17 protein-coding genes are annotated in these 16,865 nt (G+C 62.5%); 11 read left to right on the top strand and 6 right to left on the bottom strand.

Annotation, left to right across the window (positions count from 1 at the left end):
* Nucleotides 1-37 precede the first annotated feature (37 nt).
* The gene (def, locus tag LIY36_RS03115) at nucleotides 38-544 is read right to left on the bottom strand and encodes a peptide deformylase (RefSeq protein ID WP_017736259.1); all 507 of its coding nucleotides are present in this window, start codon (nucleotides 542-544) and stop codon (nucleotides 38-40) included.
* Between the two features lie 135 nt (nucleotides 545-679).
* Here def and LIY36_RS03120 point away from each other — a divergent pair, with 135 nt between their 5' ends.
* From LIY36_RS03120 to LIY36_RS03130, 3 genes are all read left to right on the top strand, one after another.
* Nucleotides 680-1,456 carry a peptidoglycan-binding protein gene (locus LIY36_RS03120; protein ID WP_226454767.1) on the top strand — a complete coding sequence of 259 codons (777 nt, stop codon included), beginning with the start codon at nucleotides 680-682 and terminating at the stop codon, nucleotides 1,454-1,456.
* A 63-nt stretch (nucleotides 1,457-1,519) separates the two neighbouring features.
* A complete protein-coding gene (gene dprA / locus LIY36_RS03125; protein WP_192298148.1) occupies nucleotides 1,520-2,614 on the top strand; it encodes a DNA-processing protein DprA in 1,095 nt (364 codons plus the stop codon).
* A gap of 54 nt (nucleotides 2,615-2,668) precedes the next feature.
* Nucleotides 2,669-3,226 carry an L-threonylcarbamoyladenylate synthase gene (locus tag LIY36_RS03130; protein ID WP_226454768.1) on the top strand — a complete coding sequence of 186 codons (558 nt, stop codon included), beginning with the start codon at nucleotides 2,669-2,671 and terminating at the stop codon, nucleotides 3,224-3,226.
* A gap of 130 nt (nucleotides 3,227-3,356) precedes the next feature.
* On the opposite strand, the gene LIY36_RS03135 is transcribed toward LIY36_RS03130, so the two are convergent.
* On the bottom strand, nucleotides 3,357-4,334 hold the full coding sequence (locus LIY36_RS03135; protein ID WP_226454769.1) for a quinone oxidoreductase family protein: 978 nt from the start codon (nucleotides 4,332-4,334) through the stop codon (nucleotides 3,357-3,359).
* Between the two features lie 159 nt (nucleotides 4,335-4,493).
* Here LIY36_RS03135 and hemF point away from each other — a divergent pair, with 159 nt between their 5' ends.
* Nucleotides 4,494-5,426: an oxygen-dependent coproporphyrinogen oxidase gene (gene hemF / locus LIY36_RS03140; RefSeq protein ID WP_226454770.1), complete on the top strand. Its 933-nt coding sequence runs from the start codon at nucleotides 4,494-4,496 to the stop codon at nucleotides 5,424-5,426.
* Nucleotides 5,426-6,244: a shikimate dehydrogenase gene (gene aroE, locus LIY36_RS03145; RefSeq protein WP_226454771.1), complete on the top strand. Its 819-nt coding sequence runs from the start codon at nucleotides 5,426-5,428 to the stop codon at nucleotides 6,242-6,244. Before hemF ends, aroE begins: the two co-directional genes overlap by 1 nt.
* Nucleotides 6,245-6,308: 64 nt before the next feature.
* Here the strand turns inward: aroE and LIY36_RS03150 are convergent, their stop codons facing one another.
* The 3 genes from LIY36_RS03150 to betC form a co-directional block, all read right to left on the bottom strand.
* Nucleotides 6,309-7,877, bottom strand: a complete 1,569-nt coding sequence (locus LIY36_RS03150; RefSeq protein WP_226454772.1) for a SulP family inorganic anion transporter — start codon at nucleotides 7,875-7,877, stop codon at nucleotides 6,309-6,311.
* Between the two features lie 158 nt (nucleotides 7,878-8,035).
* Nucleotides 8,036-8,950 (bottom strand): choline ABC transporter substrate-binding protein, encoded by a 915-nt coding sequence (gene choX / locus LIY36_RS03155; protein WP_226454773.1) that lies wholly within the window; start codon nucleotides 8,948-8,950, stop codon nucleotides 8,036-8,038.
* An 18-nt stretch (nucleotides 8,951-8,968) separates the two neighbouring features.
* Nucleotides 8,969-10,483, bottom strand: a complete 1,515-nt coding sequence (gene betC / locus LIY36_RS03160) for a choline-sulfatase (protein ID WP_226454774.1) — start codon at nucleotides 10,481-10,483, stop codon at nucleotides 8,969-8,971.
* Nucleotides 10,484-10,586: 103 nt separating this feature from the next.
* Here betC and LIY36_RS03165 point away from each other — a divergent pair, with 103 nt between their 5' ends.
* The 6 genes from LIY36_RS03165 to LIY36_RS03190 all read left to right on the top strand — a co-directional run bounded on the left by LIY36_RS03165 (nucleotide 10,587) and on the right by LIY36_RS03190 (nucleotide 16,196).
* A complete protein-coding gene (locus tag LIY36_RS03165) occupies nucleotides 10,587-11,537 on the top strand; it encodes a choline sulfate utilization transcriptional regulator (RefSeq protein WP_226454775.1) in 951 nt (316 codons plus the stop codon).
* 31 nt (nucleotides 11,538-11,568) lie between these two features.
* On the top strand, nucleotides 11,569-11,898 hold the full coding sequence (locus tag LIY36_RS03170) for a DOPA 4,5-dioxygenase family protein (RefSeq protein WP_226454776.1): 330 nt from the start codon (nucleotides 11,569-11,571) through the stop codon (nucleotides 11,896-11,898).
* A 96-nt stretch (nucleotides 11,899-11,994) separates the two neighbouring features.
* Complete coding sequence (locus tag LIY36_RS03175) at nucleotides 11,995-12,954, top strand: 2-dehydro-3-deoxygalactonokinase (protein ID WP_226454777.1); 960 nt, start codon at nucleotides 11,995-11,997, stop codon at nucleotides 12,952-12,954.
* A gap of 1 nt (nucleotide 12,955) precedes the next feature.
* The gene (locus tag LIY36_RS03180; RefSeq protein WP_192298159.1) at nucleotides 12,956-13,576 is read left to right on the top strand and encodes a 2-dehydro-3-deoxy-6-phosphogalactonate aldolase; all 621 of its coding nucleotides are present in this window, start codon (nucleotides 12,956-12,958) and stop codon (nucleotides 13,574-13,576) included.
* Between the two features lie 48 nt (nucleotides 13,577-13,624).
* Nucleotides 13,625-14,773: a galactonate dehydratase gene (gene dgoD / locus LIY36_RS03185; RefSeq protein WP_003170741.1), complete on the top strand. Its 1,149-nt coding sequence runs from the start codon at nucleotides 13,625-13,627 to the stop codon at nucleotides 14,771-14,773.
* A 118-nt stretch (nucleotides 14,774-14,891) separates the two neighbouring features.
* Nucleotides 14,892-16,196, top strand: a complete 1,305-nt coding sequence (locus LIY36_RS03190) for an MFS transporter (RefSeq protein ID WP_226454778.1) — start codon at nucleotides 14,892-14,894, stop codon at nucleotides 16,194-16,196.
* A 144-nt stretch (nucleotides 16,197-16,340) separates the two neighbouring features.
* On the opposite strand, the gene LIY36_RS03195 is transcribed toward LIY36_RS03190, so the two are convergent.
* A complete protein-coding gene (locus tag LIY36_RS03195) occupies nucleotides 16,341-16,784 on the bottom strand; it encodes an anti-virulence regulator CigR family protein (RefSeq protein ID WP_226454779.1) in 444 nt (147 codons plus the stop codon).
* Between the last annotated feature and the right edge of the window lie 81 nt (nucleotides 16,785-16,865).

Below are 16,865 nucleotides of genomic sequence, written 5' to 3' on the forward strand. Positions count from 1 at the left end.
AAAAGGCTTGCCGCAGCAAGCCTTTGGAAGAAGGGCATCAAGCTTGCTGGCGATGCTTTTTTTCCAGCTTCTTCTTGATCCGGTCACGCTTGAGCGTGGACAGGTAATCGACAAACAGCTTGCCGTTGAGGTGGTCGCATTCATGCTGGATGCACACCGCCAGCAGGCCTTCGGCGATCAGCTCGAACGGCTTGCCGTCGCGGTCCAGCGCCTTGATCTTCACGCGCAGCGGGCGTTCGACGTTCTCGTAGAACTCCGGCACCGACAGGCAGCCTTCCTGGTATTCGCCCATCTCTTCGGTCAGCGGTTCGAACTCGGGGTTGATGTACACCATCGGTTCGCTGCGATCTTCCGACAGGTCCATGACCACGACACGCTGATGCACGTTGACCTGGGTCGCGGCGAGGCCGATGCCCGGGGCTTCATACATTGTTTCAAACATGTCATCGACCAACTGACGAACCTTGTCGTCCACTACGGCCACCGGTTTGGCGACAGTGCGCAGGCGCGAGTCGGGGAATTCGAGGATGTTCAAAATAGCCATAAGCGTAATTGCTGCACATGTGAGGTAAAGGCAAATCGGCGGTGGGATGGACCCAGCCAGCCGGTGTGAAACGCCCAAAAGCCGCGAAGGCCAAGGCATTTCACGCGAACGCACATAATAAAGGAGATTCACCCCATGAGGAAATCGCTACTCGTCTTGCTGCTGTGGGCCCCGTTCGCAACAGCCCTGCTGCCCTCGTCCGGCCAGCGCCTGGATCAGGCGACACAGCAGGCCATCCAGCGTTTTTTACTGAACAACCGCATTCTTGATACACCGCAGGATCTGGACACTGCGCCCTACATTGTCGCCGCCGATACCGGGCGCGTGCTGGGCGCCAATGGTGAGCGCGTGCATGCCCGGGGCGACCTCGACCCGACCCAGCCGGACTACGGCATCTTTCGCCGCGGCAAGGCCTACACCGACCCCGACACCCGCGAACTGCTGGGCTTCAACGCCGACGCCATCGGTACTGCGCGCTTTGTGACCGCGGGCGACCTCACCACCCTGGCGGTGCAGCAGGTCACCCAGGAGGTCCGTCCCGGCGACCGCTTGCTTCGCGCCCAGCCACCGGTCGATCCGGCCAGCCTGCCAGTGCAGCAATCGGCCCCGTTCATTGCAGGAAAAATCATCGACGTCCCCAGGGGCGTCACCCAGATCGGCGTGCTGGACGCCGTGACCCTGAACAAAGGCCGCCGCGACGGCCTGGTCGAGGGCCGATTGCTGGCGGTGATCAAGACCGGCGCCACCGTGCGCGATCCCCTCAGCGGTGCCCCACAAAAACTCCCCGATGAACGCGCCGGCACCCTACTGGTGTTTCGCACCTACGAAAAACTCAGCTACGGCCTGGTGCTCAACGCCTCGCGAGCACTGGCGGTGTTGGACCGTTTCGAGACTGCCCATCAAAGGCAATAAATAGCCTGCTAAATAAGTTACCAACAGAGTTATCCACAGCTTGTTCCGATCAAGGATGATCAGATGTATCCGACAAACAGCCATGAAATATCCCCGGCAGAACTGGAAGCGCGACTACGCTTGCACAGGCTGCCGGAACTGGGTCCCAAGCGATTTCACCGATTGATCGAAGCCTTCGGCAGCGCGTCAAAGGCCATCAGCGCCCCCGCCAGTGCGTGGCGTTCCCTTGGCTTGCCGGCCATCAGCGCGGATGCGCGGCGCAACCATGAAGTGCGCGACGGAGCCAGTGCGGCATTGGCCTGGTTGGCGGCTCCAGCCCAGCAATTGCTGATGTGGGACCAACCCGAGTACCCCGCCTTGCTCGCCCAGATCGACGATGCGCCGCCGTTGTTATTCGTCGCCGGCGACCCCTCGATCCTGGAAAAACCGCAACTGGCGATCGTCGGCAGCCGGCGTGCTTCGCGTCCTGGGATGGACACGGCGGCCGCTTTTTCCCGAAGCCTGGCCGGTGCCGGTTTTGTCATCACCAGCGGCTTGGCGCTGGGCATCGACGGTGCTGCGCATCAGGCCGCTCTGGAGGTGGGGGGGCAGACAATCGGCGTGCTCGGCACCGGGCTGGAAAATTTTTATCCACAGCGCCATCGGCGGCTCGCAGCGGCGATGATTGAGCAGGGCAGCGCGGTGGTTTCCGAGTTTCCGCTGGACGCTGCGCCCCAGGCCGGCAACTTTCCGCGACGCAACCGCATCATCAGCGGCCTGTCCCTCGGCGTGCTGGTGGTGGAAGCCAGCATGGCCAGCGGTTCGCTGATCACCGCCAAACTCGCTGCCGAGCAAGGCCGCGAGGTGTATGCGATCCCGGGCTCGATCCACCATCCCGGCGCCAAGGGTTGTCATCAGTTGATCCGCGAGGGCGCGGTGCTGGTGGAAACCATCGAGCATATCCTTGAAGGCTTGCGCGGCTGGCAGGCGCTGTCGCGCCCGGCGCCGGTGCCGGTGACACACCCATTGGTGGCACTGTTGCACGCGGCGCCCCACACCAGCGAAGCCCTTGCGATGGCCAGCGGGCAGCCGTTGTCCCAAGTGCTGGCGACCCTCACCGAGCTGGAGCTGGACGGCCGGGTGATCTGCGAAAGCGGGCGCTGGCTCGCGCGCCGCTAGGTTTTGTAACAGAGATCGGTAAACTGCCCAGAGCTTTAGTCTGGAGAGTAAACAATGGCCAACAGGTGGCGTGTGCTGGAAGCCGCACGAGAAATTCGCGCAGGCGCGGTGATTGCCTATCCAACCGAGGCGGTGTGGGGGCTGGGCTGCGACCCTTGGAATGAAGAAGCGGTGGATCGACTGTTGGCGATCAAGAACCGTTCGGTGGACAAGGGCTTGATCCTGGTGGCGGATAACATCCGCCAGTTCGACTTTTTGTTCGAGGACTTCCCGCAAGACTGGATCGACCGCATGGCCAGTACCTGGCCGGGGCCGAACACCTGGTTGGTGCCCCATCAGGGCTTGCTGCCGGAGTGGGTCACCGGTGTGCATGACACCGTGGCGTTGCGGGTCAGCGATCACCCGCTGGTGCGGGATTTGTGCGCGCAAGTGGGGCCGCTGATTTCCACTTCGGCCAACCCGCAGGGCCGCCCGGCGGCGCGTACGCGGATTCGCGTGGAGCAGTATTTCCGTGGCCAGGTGGACCTGATATTGGGTGGGGCCTTGGGGGGGCGCAAGAACCCGAGCCTGATTCGCGATCTGGCCACGGGTCAGGTGGTGCGCCCGTCCTGAAACCGAGGCGCAGCCTTCGCGAGCAAGCCCGCTCCCACATTTGACCGAGTCGTTCCAGTTGGAACCCGATCAACCTGTGGGAGCGGGCTTGCTCGCGAAGAGGCCCTTGAAGTTCTAGAGATCTAAAGTCTCAAGGCAACAGAATTGTCGAGCCGGTCGTGCGCCGTGCCGACAACTCTGTCTGCGCCTTCGCCGCATCTGCCAGCGAATAGCGCTGGTTGATGTCGATGCGCACCTTGCCACTCTTGATCATCGAGAACAGATCATCCGCCATCGCCTGCAGGTTCTGCGGGTTGTTGGCGTAGGTCGCCAGGGTTGGGCGGGTCACGTACAGCGAGCCTTTCGCCGACAGAATCCCCAGGTTCACTCCCTCCACTGCGCCCGAGGCATTGCCGAAGCTCACCACCAGCCCGCGGGGTGCCACGCTGTCCAGCGAGGTCAGCCAGGTGTCCTTGCCGACGCCGTCGTACACCACTGGCACTTTTTTACCGTCGGTCAATTCCAGCACGCGCTGTGCGACGTTTTCCTTGCTGTAGTCGATGGTTTCCCATGCGCCAAGGGATTTGGCCAGGGCGGCTTTTTCCGGCGAACTCACGGTGCCGATCAGCTTTACGCCCAAGGCCTTGGCCCACTGGCAGGCCAACGAACCCACGCCCCCGGCCGCGGCGTGGAACAGGATGGTTTCACCACCCTTCAACTCATAGGTCTGACGCAGCAGGTACTGTACGGTCAGGCCCTTGAGCATGGCGCCGGCGGCTTGTTCGAAGCTGATCTCGTCCGGCAGGTGCACCAGGTTGGCGGCCGGCAGCACATGCAGTTCGCTGTACGCGCCCAGCGGCCCGCTGCCGTAGGCCACGCGGTCGCCGACCTTGAACTGGGTGACTTCACTGCCGACAGCGTCGACAACTCCCGCGCCTTCCGCGCCCAAACCCGATGGCAGCGCGGGTGGTGCATACAAACCGCTGCGGAAATAGGTGTCGATAAAATTCAGGCCAATCGCCTCGTTACGTACGCGAACCTGCTGTGGGCCGGGTTCCGCTGGCGTGTAGTCCACATACTCAAGCACTTCGGGGCCACCATGGGCGCTGAACTGGATACGTTTTGCCATCTGCCTTCTCCTTTGGTCGAATTCGCGTAGTCGGCTATCGAACTCCTAAGCTTGATCTTCGTCAACTGCGGTGCAACCGGGTGCGGTGGTATCCTGTGCGCCCATTTGCCGCCGACGCCCAATGGCCTCGCGTAGCTTTGCCCGATTCAAGGTGATGCCATGACTACCCGCACCGAGGCTGTAAAGGCCTACCTGCTTGACCTGCAAGACCGCATTTGCAGCGCCCTGGAAACCTTCGAGGCGGACACTCGCTTTATCGAAGACGCCTGGACCCGGCCTGCCGGCGGCGGCGGTCGCACCCGTGTGATCGAGAACGGTACGGTGATCGAAAAAGGCGGCGTCAACTTTTCTCACGTGTTCGGCAGCGGTCTTCCGCCGTCCGCCAGTGCCCATCGTCCTGAACTGGCCGGTCGCGGTTTTGAAGCCTTGGGCGTGTCGCTGGTGATCCACCCGCATAACCCTCATGTTCCGACTTCCCACGCCAATGTGCGCTTTTTCATCGCCGAAAAAGAAGGTGAAGAGCCGGTGTGGTGGTTTGGCGGCGGCTTCGACCTCACGCCTTACTACGCCAATGAAGAAGACTGCATCCACTGGCACCGCGTCGCCGAGCAGGCTTGCGCGCCATTCGGCGCGGACGTGTACTCGCGCTACAAGGCCTGGTGCGACACCTACTTCCACATCAAGCACCGCAATGAACCGCGTGGCATCGGCGGCCTGTTCTTCGATGACTTGAACGAGTGGGACTTCGACACCTGCTTCGCCTTCATCCGTGCCATCGGCGACGCCTACATCGACGCCTACCTGCCGATCGTGCAGCGCCGCAACGCCACCGCCTACACCGAGCAACAGCGTGAATTCCAGGAATTCCGCCGTGGCCGCTACGTTGAATTCAACCTGGTCTACGACCGTGGCACGCTGTTCGGCCTGCAATCGGGCGGGCGTACCGAGTCGATCCTGATGTCGCTGCCGCCCCAAGTGCGCTGGAGCTACGACTGGAAAGCCGAAGCCGGCAGCGAAGAGGCGCGCCTCACCGACTACTTCCTGCAAGACCGTGACTGGCTGGGCCTTGCCGCGCCAAAGGCGGCGGTCTGATGGATCGTTATGTGGTATTCGGCAACCCCATCGGGCATAGCAAGTCGCCGCTGATTCACCGGATGTTCGCCGAACAGACTGGCGAGCAGTTGGACTACAGCACCTTGCTCGCACCCTTGGATGATTTCATCGGCTGCGCCCGTGAGTTCTTTCAGCAAGGCCGTGGTGCCAACGTCACCGTGCCGTTCAAGGAAGACGCTTACCGCCTGGCCAACACTCTCACCGAACGCGCCCTACGTGCTGGCGCGGTGAATACCCTGAGCAAGCTCGCCGATGGCACGCTGCTGGGGGACAACACCGACGGCGCCGGCCTGGTGCGCGACCTTACGGTCAACGCCGGGTTGAGCCTGCAAGGCAAACGTATCCTGCTGCTGGGCGCCGGTGGCGCGGTACGTGGCGCGTTGGAGCCGTTGCTGGCGCAGCAGCCGGCATCGTTGATCATCGCCAACCGCACCGTGGAAAAGGCCGAGATGCTCGCCGAGCTGTTCGACGACCTGGGCCCCGTGTCTGCCAGCGGTTTCGACTGGTTGCGTGAGCCGGTGGACGTGATCATCAACGCCACCTCCGCCAGCCTGTCAGGCGATGTACCGCCGATTGCCGGCAGCCTGATCGAACCGGGCAAGACGTTTTGCTACGACATGATGTACGCCAAGGAGCCGACGGCATTCTGCCGCTGGGCGACTGAACAAGGCGCGTCTGTGGCGATGGATGGCCTGGGTATGTTGGTGGAACAGGCGGCGGAAGCGTTCTTCCTGTGGCGCGGTGTGCGCCCGGAATCGGCGCCCGTATTGGCTGAACTACGCCGCCAACTGGCTTGACACAAACCCAATGTGGGCACGGTCAGTGTGGGAGCAGGCAAGCCAGCTCCCACACTGACCATATTCAGTCTTCGAAGTGAATGGGGCACCTGTCGGCCCCTTCCAGTTTCTTCAATTCCTCCACGACTTGAGGCCTTGCCCGACGCAAGGTCAAACTCCTCCCCAACCCCCGCAACCTGCGCGCCTCCTGGTGCAGCATCTCCACCCCGGAGTAGTCGATAAAGTTGATCTGCTGCGCCTCGATCACCACCCGCTCGCCCTGCAGCCGTTGCAGGCGCACTTGCAGGTAATGGCTGGCGCCAAAGAAGATCGAACCGCCCACCCGCAGCACATCCTCATCACCGTCGCGCCAATGCTGCACCCGTGGCTGCGAGGTGCGCTTGAGGTAGAAAAACAACGACGCCAGCACCCCCGCATAAATCGCCGTTTGCAGTTCCAGCAGCAGGGTGGCGACGCACGTGAGAGCCATCACCAGGAATTCGGCGCGGCTCACCCGGAACAAGGCGCGAATGCCGCGACGGTCCACCAGCCCCCAACTGATCAACAGGATGCTCGCGGCCATGCTCGGGATCGGGATATGGGCGATCAAGGCCGCGCCAAACAGCGCAAACAGCGCCACCCACAACGCCGAAAACACCCCGGCCAGCGGCGAGCAGGCGCCGGCTTCGTAACTTAGGCCAGAGCGGGTAAAGGAACCGGCTGACAAGTACCCGGAGAAAAATCCGCCGACGATATTGGATAAACCCTGCGCCCGGACTTCCTGATTGGCATCGAGCAACTGCTGCGAGCGCGCCGACAGCGAGCGTGCAATCGACAGGCTGGTCACCAGCCCGAGCATGCCCACCGCCACGGCGCTGGGCAGCAGGCGCAAGATCATATCCAGGTCCATCGGCAACGGGCTGAACGGCGGCAGCTTGCCGATAAACGAACTGACCCGCGCCACATGCCCGAACATCGCCGGCCACAGCCAGGCCACCAGACTGCCCAGTGCCAGCGCGATCAACAGCGTCGGCCAGCGCGGTACCCGGTATTTCAGCAGCGCCCCCACCAACAATGTACCCAGGCCCAGGGCCAGTGAGGCGTGGTCCCATTCCCCGCTGTGATCCACCAGCGCCATCAGGCTCTTGATCGCCGTGGCCTGGCTGGGCAGATCCAGCCCCAACAGGTTCGGCAGTTGCCCCAGGGCAATGACCACGGCGGCGCCCAGGGTGAAACCCAGCACCACCGAGTGGGACACGAAATTCACCAGCGCGCCGAAGCGCAGCATGCCCAGCAACCACTGGAAAACCCCGGCAAGGAATGTGAGCAGCAGGATCAGGGTGATGTAGTCCTGGGAACCCGGCACGGCCAGTGGGCTGACGCTGGCGTACAGCACGATGGAAATCGCCGCCGTCGGGCCGCAGATCAGGTGCCAGGATGAGCCCCAGAGGCAGGCGATCAGCACCGGAATGATCGCGGCGTAGAGCCCGTATTCCGGTGGGAGGCCGGCAATCAGTGCGTAGGCAATCGACTGCGGCAAAGCCAGTACGGCGCCGCTGAGTCCCACCATCGCATCCCGGCCGACGCTCGCGCGAGTCTGGCGCGGGAGCCAGCTGAGGAAGGGGAAAAGTGTGTGGCGGTTGGGCCGGGGCATCAGGGTCTCGGTCTTGAAGTTTGGCGCAGAATATCAGCACACACTGGACTTTGTGGGAGCGGGCTTGCTCGCGAATGCGGTGGTTCAGCTAAGCAATCGTTGGCTGACACACCGCCTTCGCGAGCAAGCCCGCTCCCACATTTGGATTGCATCAGGTCTTAGAGTTTTGCTTTTACTGCCGATAGTGCATCTTTGCCATCCACGGTCTTCACCCCCTCCAGCCACTTATCCAACACCGCCGGATTGGCCTTGATCCACGCCTTCGCCGCATCCGCATTGCTGACCTTGTTGTTGCTCACCTCGGCCATGATGCTGTTCTCCATCTCCTGGGTAAAACTCAGGTTGGTCAGCAGTTTTCCTACGTTCGGGCAGGCTTGTGCGTAGCCTTTGCGCGTCAGGGTGTACACGCTGCCGGTGTCGCCGAAGTACTTCTCGCCGCCCTTGAGGTAATGCATTTTCAACTGCACGTTCATCGGGTGCGGGGTCCAGCCGAGGAAGGTCACGAATTTCTGCTTCTTAACCGCCCGCGATACTTCGGCGAGCATCGCCTGTTCGCTGGACTCGATCAGTTTCCATTGGCCGAGGTCGAAGTCGTTTTTCTTGATGATGTCCTGCAACGAGATATTTGCCGGCGCGCCGGAGCCGATGCCGTAGATTTTCTTGTCGAACTTGTCGGCAAACTTGTTCAAGTCGGCAAACTCATGCACACCGGCGGCCCACACGTAGTCCGGCACGGCAAGGGTGAACTCGGTGCCTTCGAGGTTTTTCGCCAACTGCACCACTTCGCCATTGGCGATGAACTTGTCATAGAACCCCTGCTGCGCCGGCATCCAGTTACCGAGGAACACGTCCACCTGGCCGTCCTTGAGCCCGCCAAAGGTGATCGGCACCGCCAGGGTGTCGACCTTGGCCTTGTAGCCCATGCCCGTCAGCAGAAAGCTGGTGATGGCATTGGTGGCGGCGATGTCGCTCCAGCCCGGATCGGCCATTTTCACCGTGTCACAACTGGTGTCCGCATACACATTGGCGCTGCTCAACGCCAAGATGCCCAGCACCGCAGTCAACTTTTGCATGGCCTTCCCTCTGTCTATTTATTGGTTTTGGCAGGGTTGTGGATAACGTGCCTTGCGCTCCAGGTCGTCGAGGTCGATGTGGTTGCGCATGTATTGCTGACTGGCGTCCACCAGTGGCTGGTGATCCCAGCTCTTCAGCTTGCCCTGGGTCAGTGCGTCAAACACCAGGCGACGGCGGCGTTGGCTGGCGAGCACCTGCTGGTGGATCGCCGGGATGTCCCATTTGGCCCGCGCCTCACTTAAAAACGCCTCGAACAGCGGCCGGTGTTCCGGTGACTGGCTGAGGTTCTCCCGCTCGTGCGGGTCGTTGTGCACATCAAACAGCAGGCACGGGTCGTCCTCGCTGTAGATGAATTTGAAGCTGGCGCGGCGAATCATCATCAGCGGGCTGATGGTGCCTTCGGCCATGTATTCGCCAAACACTTCGTCGTGCCCGCCCTGCCCCTGCAAGTGCGGGACCAGTGAGCGGCCGTCCAGTGGCAAGCGTGGGTCCAGCGCGCCGCCGGCCAGTTCGACCAGCGTGGGCAGCAGGTCGGCAGTGGACACGGCGTTGCTGACCCGCCCCGGCGCAAATTGCCCCGGCGCGCTGACCAGCAGCGGCACACGGGCGGCCATTTCAAACCAGTGCATTTTGTACCAGAGGCCGCGCTCGCCGAGCATGTCGCCATGGTCGCCGGAGAAGATGATGATGGTGTCATCGGCCAGGCCAGTGTCTTCCAGGGTTTGCAGCAGTTTTCCGACATTGCTGTCGATGTAACTGCACGCGCCGAAGTAGGCACGCCGTGCATCGCGGATCTTATCCACCGGCAGCGGTTTGCCCCACAGGTCGTAGACCTTGAGCAGACGCTGGGAGTGCGGGTCGAGATCCTCCTGCGCAGGCGTTGCAGGCAAGGGGATTTCGGCGTCGTCGTACAAATCCCAGAACGGTTTGGGAATCGTGTACGGATCATGGGGATGGGTCATCGACACGGTCAGGCAGAACGGCCGGTCGCCGTCTTCGCGAATGTGGTCGAACAGGTATTGCTGGGCCTTGAACACCACCTCCTCGTCGAAATCCAGCTGGTTGGTGCGCACGCATGGCCCGGCTTGCAGCACCGAGGACATGTTGTGAAACCAACTGGGGCGCACGTCCGGTTCATCCCAGTTCACCGCCCAGCCGTAGTCGGCGGGATAGATGTCACTGGTCAGGCGTTCTTCATAGCCGTGCAACTGGTCGGGGCCGCAGAAGTGCATCTTGCCTGACAGCGCCGTGCGGTAGCCGAGGCGACGCAGGTAGTGGGCATACGTCGGTATATCGGCGGGGAAATCGGCCGCGTTGTCGTAGGCGCCGATCTTGCTCGGCAGCTGGCCACTGACCAGGGTGAAACGCGACGGTGCGCACAGCGGGCTGTTGCAATAGGCGGCGTCAAACACCACGCCCTGGGCGGCGAGGCGGCTCAAATTCGGCAATTGGATCGGCGAAGAACCGTAGAACGGCAGCAACGGTGCGGCCATTTGATCGGCCATGATGAAAAGAATGTTCTTGCGCTTCATGGGTTCTCGGCATTCCATAGGCGGTGTTTATGCGAACGAGCATGCAGCCCATGGAAATTGGGGTAAAGCCCATGAAAAGCAATGTCTAGGATAAGCACAGCTTATGTATGAAGCCCTAGGGGATTTGTCCCTCGACCTGCTGCGCGCCTTTGAAGCGGCCGCGCGTCACCGCAGTTTTACCGCTGCCGCGATGGAACTGGGCACCACCCAGCCGGCCATCAGCCAGCAGATCAAGCGCCTGGAGGAACAGCTGGCAACCCGCCTGTTTGATCGTATCTATCGCGGCATCGAACTGACCGACGCCGGCGCGCTGCTGTTTGAGCACGTGCAAGGCGGTTTGCAGAACATCAACCAGGGCTTGAGCGCGATCACCCAGCAGGATCAGCACGAAGTGCTGCAAGTGGCCACCGACTTCGCCTTCGCCGCCTATTGGCTGATGCCGCGCCTGCATCGCTTCCACCAGGCCAACCCGCAGGTCGATGTAAGCCTGGTCACCAGCGAGCGCAACCACGCCAGCCTGCGCAGTGACATTGACGTGGCGGTGCTGTTCGGCGACGGCCGCTTCAAGCAGGGCGAAAGCCTGTGGCTGTTCAACGAGGAAGTGTTCCCGGTGTGCAGCCCGCAGTGGCTCAAGGCCCAGGCCACGCCGCTGACTGTACAGAATCTGCACGATTTTCCCTTGCTGCACCTGCGCCAGGAAAACAACAGCCAGTGGTTCGACTGGAGCGGCGTGTTCCGCGAGCTGGGCATCAGCGCCGCGCCGACGCCCGGGCAACTGCGTTTCGACAACTACACCCTGCTGATCCAGGCGGCCATTGCCGGCCAGGGCGTGGCAATCGGCTGGCGCCACTTGGTGGACAACCTGCTGGAGCAGAACTGGCTGTGTCGACCGTTCGGCGACACGGTGGTCTCGCGCTTCGGCTACTACGTGGTGCAGCCCCAGCGCAAACGTCGCGGGCAGTTGGTCGAGCGCTTTGTCCAGTGGCTATTGGCCGAACAGGCCAGCAGCGCGCAGTCATTGACCGGGCTGGCCCTCCCGTCGATTGCGGTCTAGGATTTGGCGCTTACTGGATCCGGAGGCCGTCATGCAACGTATCAAGGGCTACCACGCCCATGTCTACTTCGACGCGAGCACCCTCGAACAGGCGCGCACCTTGTGCGAAGACGCCGCCAAACTTTTTCCGCTGCGCATGGGCCGCGTGCATGAACGGCCAGTGGGCCCGCACCCGGATTGGAGCTGCCAGCTGGCGTTCGATCCCGAATACATCGGCGTGGTGCTGCCGTGGTTGGTGATTAATCGCAACGGGCTGGTGGTGTTCCTGCACCCCGATACCGGCGATGACCTCAAGGATCACACCGACTACGCGGTCTGGATGGGGGCGATGCGAGAGTTGAATTTGTCAGCATTTTCTTAGATCAAATCCCTAAATATGGGATTGATATTTATATATTGAGACTTCCCTCCGCGTAGGTTTATATTCGTCGCATCCGCTCAGAACTCAGGTGAAGCGATGCAGGCGCAATTGATCGCGCTCGATTGGGGAACCAGCTCCCTTCGTGCTTACAAACTCGGCCCGGCAGGCGTCGTGCTGGAACACCGCGCGCTGGCGTGCGGGATCATGCATTTGCCTGACAAGCCCCGGGACATTGCCGGTGTGCGCTGCAGCGATGGCTTCGAACTGGCCTTCGACACGGCCTGCGGCGATTGGCTCGACGCCCAGCCAGGCGTGCCGGTGATCGCCTGCGGCATGGTCGGCAGCGCCCAGGGCTGGAGCGAAGCGGCCTATCGCAATACCCCCGTCGACGTCGCCAGCCTCGGCCAGGCTTTGCACCGCGTGCGCAGCCTGCGCGGGGTGGACGTGCATATCGTGCCGGGCGTGATCGAGCAGGCCGGCTTGCCCAACGTGATGCGCGGCGAAGAAACTCAGGTGCTGGGCGTGCTGCAAGGGCTCGGCGCCGACGTGCTGATCGGCCTGCCGGGCAGCCATTCCAAGTGGGTCGAGGTGGTCGATGGCTGCATCACCCATTTCGATACCTTCATGACTGGGGAAGTGTTTGCGGTGTTGAGCAAACACAGCATCCTCGGGCGCACCCAGCAGATCACCGAACAGTTCCAGGCCGAAGCCTTCGACCGTGGCGTGCAGGTGGCGCTGTCGGAGGACGGCCGGCGCGGCGTGCTGTCGACCCTGTTCAGCGCCCGCACCCTGGGGCTCACGGCCGAACTTTCGCCGCAGCAGCAGCCCGACTACCTGTCCGGCCTGCTGATCGGCCATGAACTGATCGGGCTGCCGGAGCGCGCCAAACAGCAGCCGATCATCCTGGTGGGCGCAGCGCCATTGTGCGCCCGCTACCAACGCGCCCTCGCCCTCTGCGGTTTCGCCCATGTCAGCCTCGCGCAGGAGGCCACCGCGCGCGGCCTGTGGCAGTTGGCCGTGGCCGCCGGGCTCACTCAACCAGCATTGCAGGTCTGACATGCTCAAGCACGCACTCGCACAAAACGGTTTGATCGCCATCCTGCGCGGTATCCGCCCGGACGAAGCCCAGGCCATCGGCCAGGTGTTGTACCAGGCTGGGTTTCGCGTCATTGAAGTCCCGCTCAACTCGCCGGACCCTTACACCAGCATCCGCACGCTGCGCGACAGCCTGCCCGCCGATTGCCTGATCGGTGCCGGCACGGTGCTGACGCCGGAACAGGTCGAGCAGGTGAAAGCTGCCGGCGGCCAGGTGATCGTCATGCCCCACAGTGACGCCAAGGTCTTGCGTGCCGCAAAAGCGGCAGGGCTGTTGTTGTCGCCGGGCGTTGCCACGCCCACCGAAGCCTTTGCCGCCCTGGCCGAAGGGGCCGACGTATTGAAACTGTTCCCCGCCGAGCAAATGGGCCCGGCGGTGATCAAGGCGTGGCTGGCGGTACTGCCGGCGGGCACGCTGCTGCTGCCGGTGGGCGGCATTACCCCGGACAACATGCAGGTGTTTATCGACGCCGGCGCCAAGGGGTTCGGGCTGGGTTCCGGGTTGTTCAAACCGGGTATGACAGTGGATCAGGTAGCGAGCCGCGCCCAGGCTTATGTCGCCGCCTGGAAAGCCCTGAGCTGAGATCAAGTCTTGCGCCCACAGGCGCCGCATCTATAAGAGAGATAACAGATGAAAATCACCAAACTGACGACCTTTATCGTCCCACCGCGCTGGTGCTTCCTGAAAGTCGAGACCGACCAGGGCGTGACCGGCTGGGGCGAACCCGTGGTCGAAGGCCGCGCCCACACGGTGGCGGCTGCGGTTGAAGAACTGTCCGACTACCTGATCGGCAAAGACCCGCGCAACATCGAAGACATCTGGACCGTGCTTTACCGCGGTGGCTTCTACCGCGGTGGCGCCGTGCACATGAGCGCCCTCGCCGGCATCGACCAGGCGCTGTGGGACATCAAGGGCAAGGCCCTCGGCGTGTCGGTCAGCGACCTGCTCGGCGGCCAGGTGCGTGACAAGATCCGTGTGTATTCGTGGATCGGTGGCGACCGCCCGGCCGACACCGCCCGCGCGGCCAAAGAGGCCGTGGCCCGTGGCTTCACCGCGGTGAAAATGAATGGCACCGAAGAGCTGCAGTTCGTCGACAGCTTCGAAAAAGTCGACCTGGCCCTGGCCAACGTCGCCGCCGTACGTGACGCGGTGGGCCCGAACGTCGGCATCGGCGTCGACTTCCACGGCCGCGTGCACAAGCCCATGGCCAAAGTGCTGATGAAAGAGTTGGACCCGTACAAGCTGATGTTTATCGAAGAGCCGGTGCTCAGCGAAAACTACGAAGCGCTCAAGGAACTGGCGCCGCTGACCAGCACCCCGATTGCCCTCGGCGAGCGCCTGTTCTCGCGATGGGACTTCAAGCGCGTGCTCAGCGAAGGCTACGTCGACATCATCCAGCCGGATGCGTCCCACGCCGGCGGCATCACCGAAACCCGCAAGATCGCCAACATGGCCGAAGCCTACGACGTGGCCCTGGCCCTGCACTGCCCACTGGGCCCGATTGCCCTGGCGGCGTGCCTGCAACTGGACGCGGTTTGCTACAACGCGTTTATCCAGGAGCAAAGCCTGGGCATTCACTACAACGAGAGCAATGACCTGCTCGACTATGTGCGTGATCCGGGTGTGTTCGACTATGACCAGGGCTTCGTGAAGATCCCCAACGGGCCAGGCCTGGGCATCGAGATCAACGAGGAATATGTGATCGAACGCGCGGCCATCGGCCACCGCTGGCGCAACCCGATCTGGCGCCACGCCGACGGTAGCTTTGCCGAGTGGTGATTCCTGACTGAAGGAACACGGTCAACAATGTGGGAGCTGGCAAGCCAGCTCCCACATTTTGATCCGGATCCGTCAGTAAGACCCGTCCTCAATAAACATAAGAAGAGGCAACCCCCTCATGCATCCTGAATCCTTCACCGGGCAGGCTTCTTTAGTCACGCCTACCAGAAAGCGTTTCTTCATCATGGTGCTGCTGTTCATCACCGTGGTGATCAACTACCTCGACCGCAGCAACCTGTCGATTGCCGCCCCCGCGCTGACCAGCGAACTGGGGATCGACCCGGTACACGTCGGCCTGATCTTCTCTGCGTTCGGCTGGACCTACGCCGCCATGCAGATCCCCGGCGGCTGGCTGGTAGATCGCGTGCCGCCGCGCATTCTCTACACCGCCGCGCTGTTGTTGTGGTCCATCGCCACCGTGATGCTCGGCTTTGCCGCCAGCTTTATCGCGCTGTTCGTCTTGCGCATGGCGGTGGGCGCGCTGGAAGCCCCGGCCTACCCGATCAACAGCCGCGTGGTCACCACCTGGTTCCCCGAGCGCGAGCGCGCCACCGCGATTGGTTTCTACACCTCCGGGCAGTTTGTCGGGCTGGCGTTCCTGACGCCGGTGCTGGCGTGGCTGCAGCACGCATTCGGCTGGCACATGGTGTTTGTGGTCACAGGTGGCGTGGGTATTTTGTGGGCGGCAATCTGGTACGCGGTATACCGCGAGCCAAAGGATTTCAAAGGTGCCAACACCGCAGAAATCGAGCTGATCCGTGAAGGCGGCGGCCTGGTGGATATGCAGGAAAAAACCGCGAAGACGCCGTTCAGCTGGGTCGACCTGGGGATAGTGCTGAGCAAGCGCAAACTCTGGGGCATCTACCTGGGGCAGTTCTGCCTGAACTCCACGCTGTGGTTTTTCCTGACGTGGTTCCCGACCTACCTGGTGAAATATCGCGGCATGGACTTCATCAAGTCTGGCCTGCTCGCGTCGCTGCCGTTTCTCGCCGCATTTGTGGGTGTGTTGTGTTCCGGGATCTTTTCCGACTGGCTGATTCGCCGCGGAGCCTCGGTGGGCTTTGCGCGCAAGTTGCCGATCATTGGCGGGCTGCTGATTTCCACGGCAATCATCGGTGCCAACTATGTGGACTCGACGGCGTGGGTCATTGCGTTCCTGGCGCTGGCGTTTTTTGGCAACGGGCTGGCATCGATCACCTGGTCGCTGGTCTCGACCCTGGCCCCGGCACGGTTGCTCGGGTTGACGGGTGGGGTGTTCAACTTCATCGGCAATCTGGCGGCAATCGCCACGCCGATCGTGATTGGCTTCCTGGCCAGCGGTGACTCGTTTGCTCCCGCGATTACCTACATCGCCGTGCTGGCGTTGCTGGGTGCGCTTTCCTACGTGCTGCTGGTCGGCAAAGTCGAACGCATCCAACTGTAACCCCCGTAGTGAGCGGGCTTGCCCGCGCTGGGGGGCAAGCCGTCCCAAACAGCCCCCGCGGTGTTTCAGAGAGACCGAGGTGTCTGGATTTGGGGCGGCTTCGCCCCCCAGCGCGGGGCAAGCCCGCTCACTACAAGACCCGGGTCAGTTGAGGACGCCGTCGAGGATCTCGTAGACGATGCCGGTGCCTACCGCGATCAACACGATGTCCGGCCCCGAACGGCGCCATTCATAACCCTGGTACACCGGCAGCCGTGCCAGCGCGCGGTTGTCCAGGCGTTCGCCGTAGTAACCATGGGGCAGCGGCTTGCCACGTACCAGGCGCACATTCGGCGGCGGCGGTGCGCCACGGGAGAACTGGCCGTGGTTGTCGCGGATCACCTGGCGTACCGGGCCGAAATCCTGGGGCGGGCCGCCGCGACGGTTGTCCTGCGGGCCACGATGGTCGTCGCCACGCGGCTGCTCATGCTGGCCTTGCGGGCCGCCACGCTCAGGGCCGCCCTGGTCATTCGGCGCGGCTTGCACCAGGGCACTGGCGCCAAGCACCAGCACGCCAAGGCCGGCAATCACGGATTTAGGCATTTTCATCGGGTATTCCTCAGGGCACACAAACAAAAAAGGGATCTCGAACGAGGTTCGAAATCCCTTGGTCTTGTCAGTTTAGGTACT

The organism is Pseudomonas sp. AF03-9, from assembly GCF_020515815.1.
In the GTDB taxonomy this organism is placed as follows: domain Bacteria; phylum Pseudomonadota; class Gammaproteobacteria; order Pseudomonadales; family Pseudomonadaceae; genus Aquipseudomonas.

What these genes read in the sequence shown, in the direction of transcription:
- LIY36_RS03180 (WP_192298159.1), top strand. Translation starts at nt 12,956, where the DNA reads ATGCTCAAGCACGCACTCGCACAAAACGGTTTGATCGCCATCCTGCGC.
- choX (WP_226454773.1), bottom strand. Translation starts at nt 8,950, where the DNA reads ATGCAAAAGTTGACTGCGGTGCTGGGCATCTTGGCGTTGAGCAGCGCC.
- dgoD (WP_003170741.1), top strand. Translation starts at nt 13,625, where the DNA reads ATGAAAATCACCAAACTGACGACCTTTATCGTCCCACCGCGCTGGTGC.
- LIY36_RS03175 (WP_226454777.1), top strand. Translation starts at nt 11,995, where the DNA reads ATGCAGGCGCAATTGATCGCGCTCGATTGGGGAACCAGCTCCCTTCGT.
- def (WP_017736259.1), bottom strand. Translation starts at nt 544, where the DNA reads ATGGCTATTTTGAACATCCTCGAATTCCCCGACTCGCGCCTGCGCACT.
- LIY36_RS03120 (WP_226454767.1), top strand. Translation starts at nt 680, where the DNA reads ATGAGGAAATCGCTACTCGTCTTGCTGCTGTGGGCCCCGTTCGCAACA.
- LIY36_RS03130 (WP_226454768.1), top strand. Translation starts at nt 2,669, where the DNA reads ATGGCCAACAGGTGGCGTGTGCTGGAAGCCGCACGAGAAATTCGCGCA.
- LIY36_RS03170 (WP_226454776.1), top strand. Translation starts at nt 11,569, where the DNA reads ATGCAACGTATCAAGGGCTACCACGCCCATGTCTACTTCGACGCGAGC.
- LIY36_RS03165 (WP_226454775.1), top strand. Translation starts at nt 10,587, where the DNA reads ATGTATGAAGCCCTAGGGGATTTGTCCCTCGACCTGCTGCGCGCCTTT.
- hemF (WP_226454770.1), top strand. Translation starts at nt 4,494, where the DNA reads ATGACTACCCGCACCGAGGCTGTAAAGGCCTACCTGCTTGACCTGCAA.
- aroE (WP_226454771.1), top strand. Translation starts at nt 5,426, where the DNA reads ATGGATCGTTATGTGGTATTCGGCAACCCCATCGGGCATAGCAAGTCG.
- LIY36_RS03150 (WP_226454772.1), bottom strand. Translation starts at nt 7,877, where the DNA reads ATGCCCCGGCCCAACCGCCACACACTTTTCCCCTTCCTCAGCTGGCTC.
- LIY36_RS03190 (WP_226454778.1), top strand. Translation starts at nt 14,892, where the DNA reads ATGCATCCTGAATCCTTCACCGGGCAGGCTTCTTTAGTCACGCCTACC.
- dprA (WP_192298148.1), top strand. Translation starts at nt 1,520, where the DNA reads ATGTATCCGACAAACAGCCATGAAATATCCCCGGCAGAACTGGAAGCG.
- LIY36_RS03135 (WP_226454769.1), bottom strand. Translation starts at nt 4,334, where the DNA reads ATGGCAAAACGTATCCAGTTCAGCGCCCATGGTGGCCCCGAAGTGCTT.
- LIY36_RS03195 (WP_226454779.1), bottom strand. Translation starts at nt 16,784, where the DNA reads ATGAAAATGCCTAAATCCGTGATTGCCGGCCTTGGCGTGCTGGTGCTT.
- betC (WP_226454774.1), bottom strand. Translation starts at nt 10,483, where the DNA reads ATGAAGCGCAAGAACATTCTTTTCATCATGGCCGATCAAATGGCCGCA.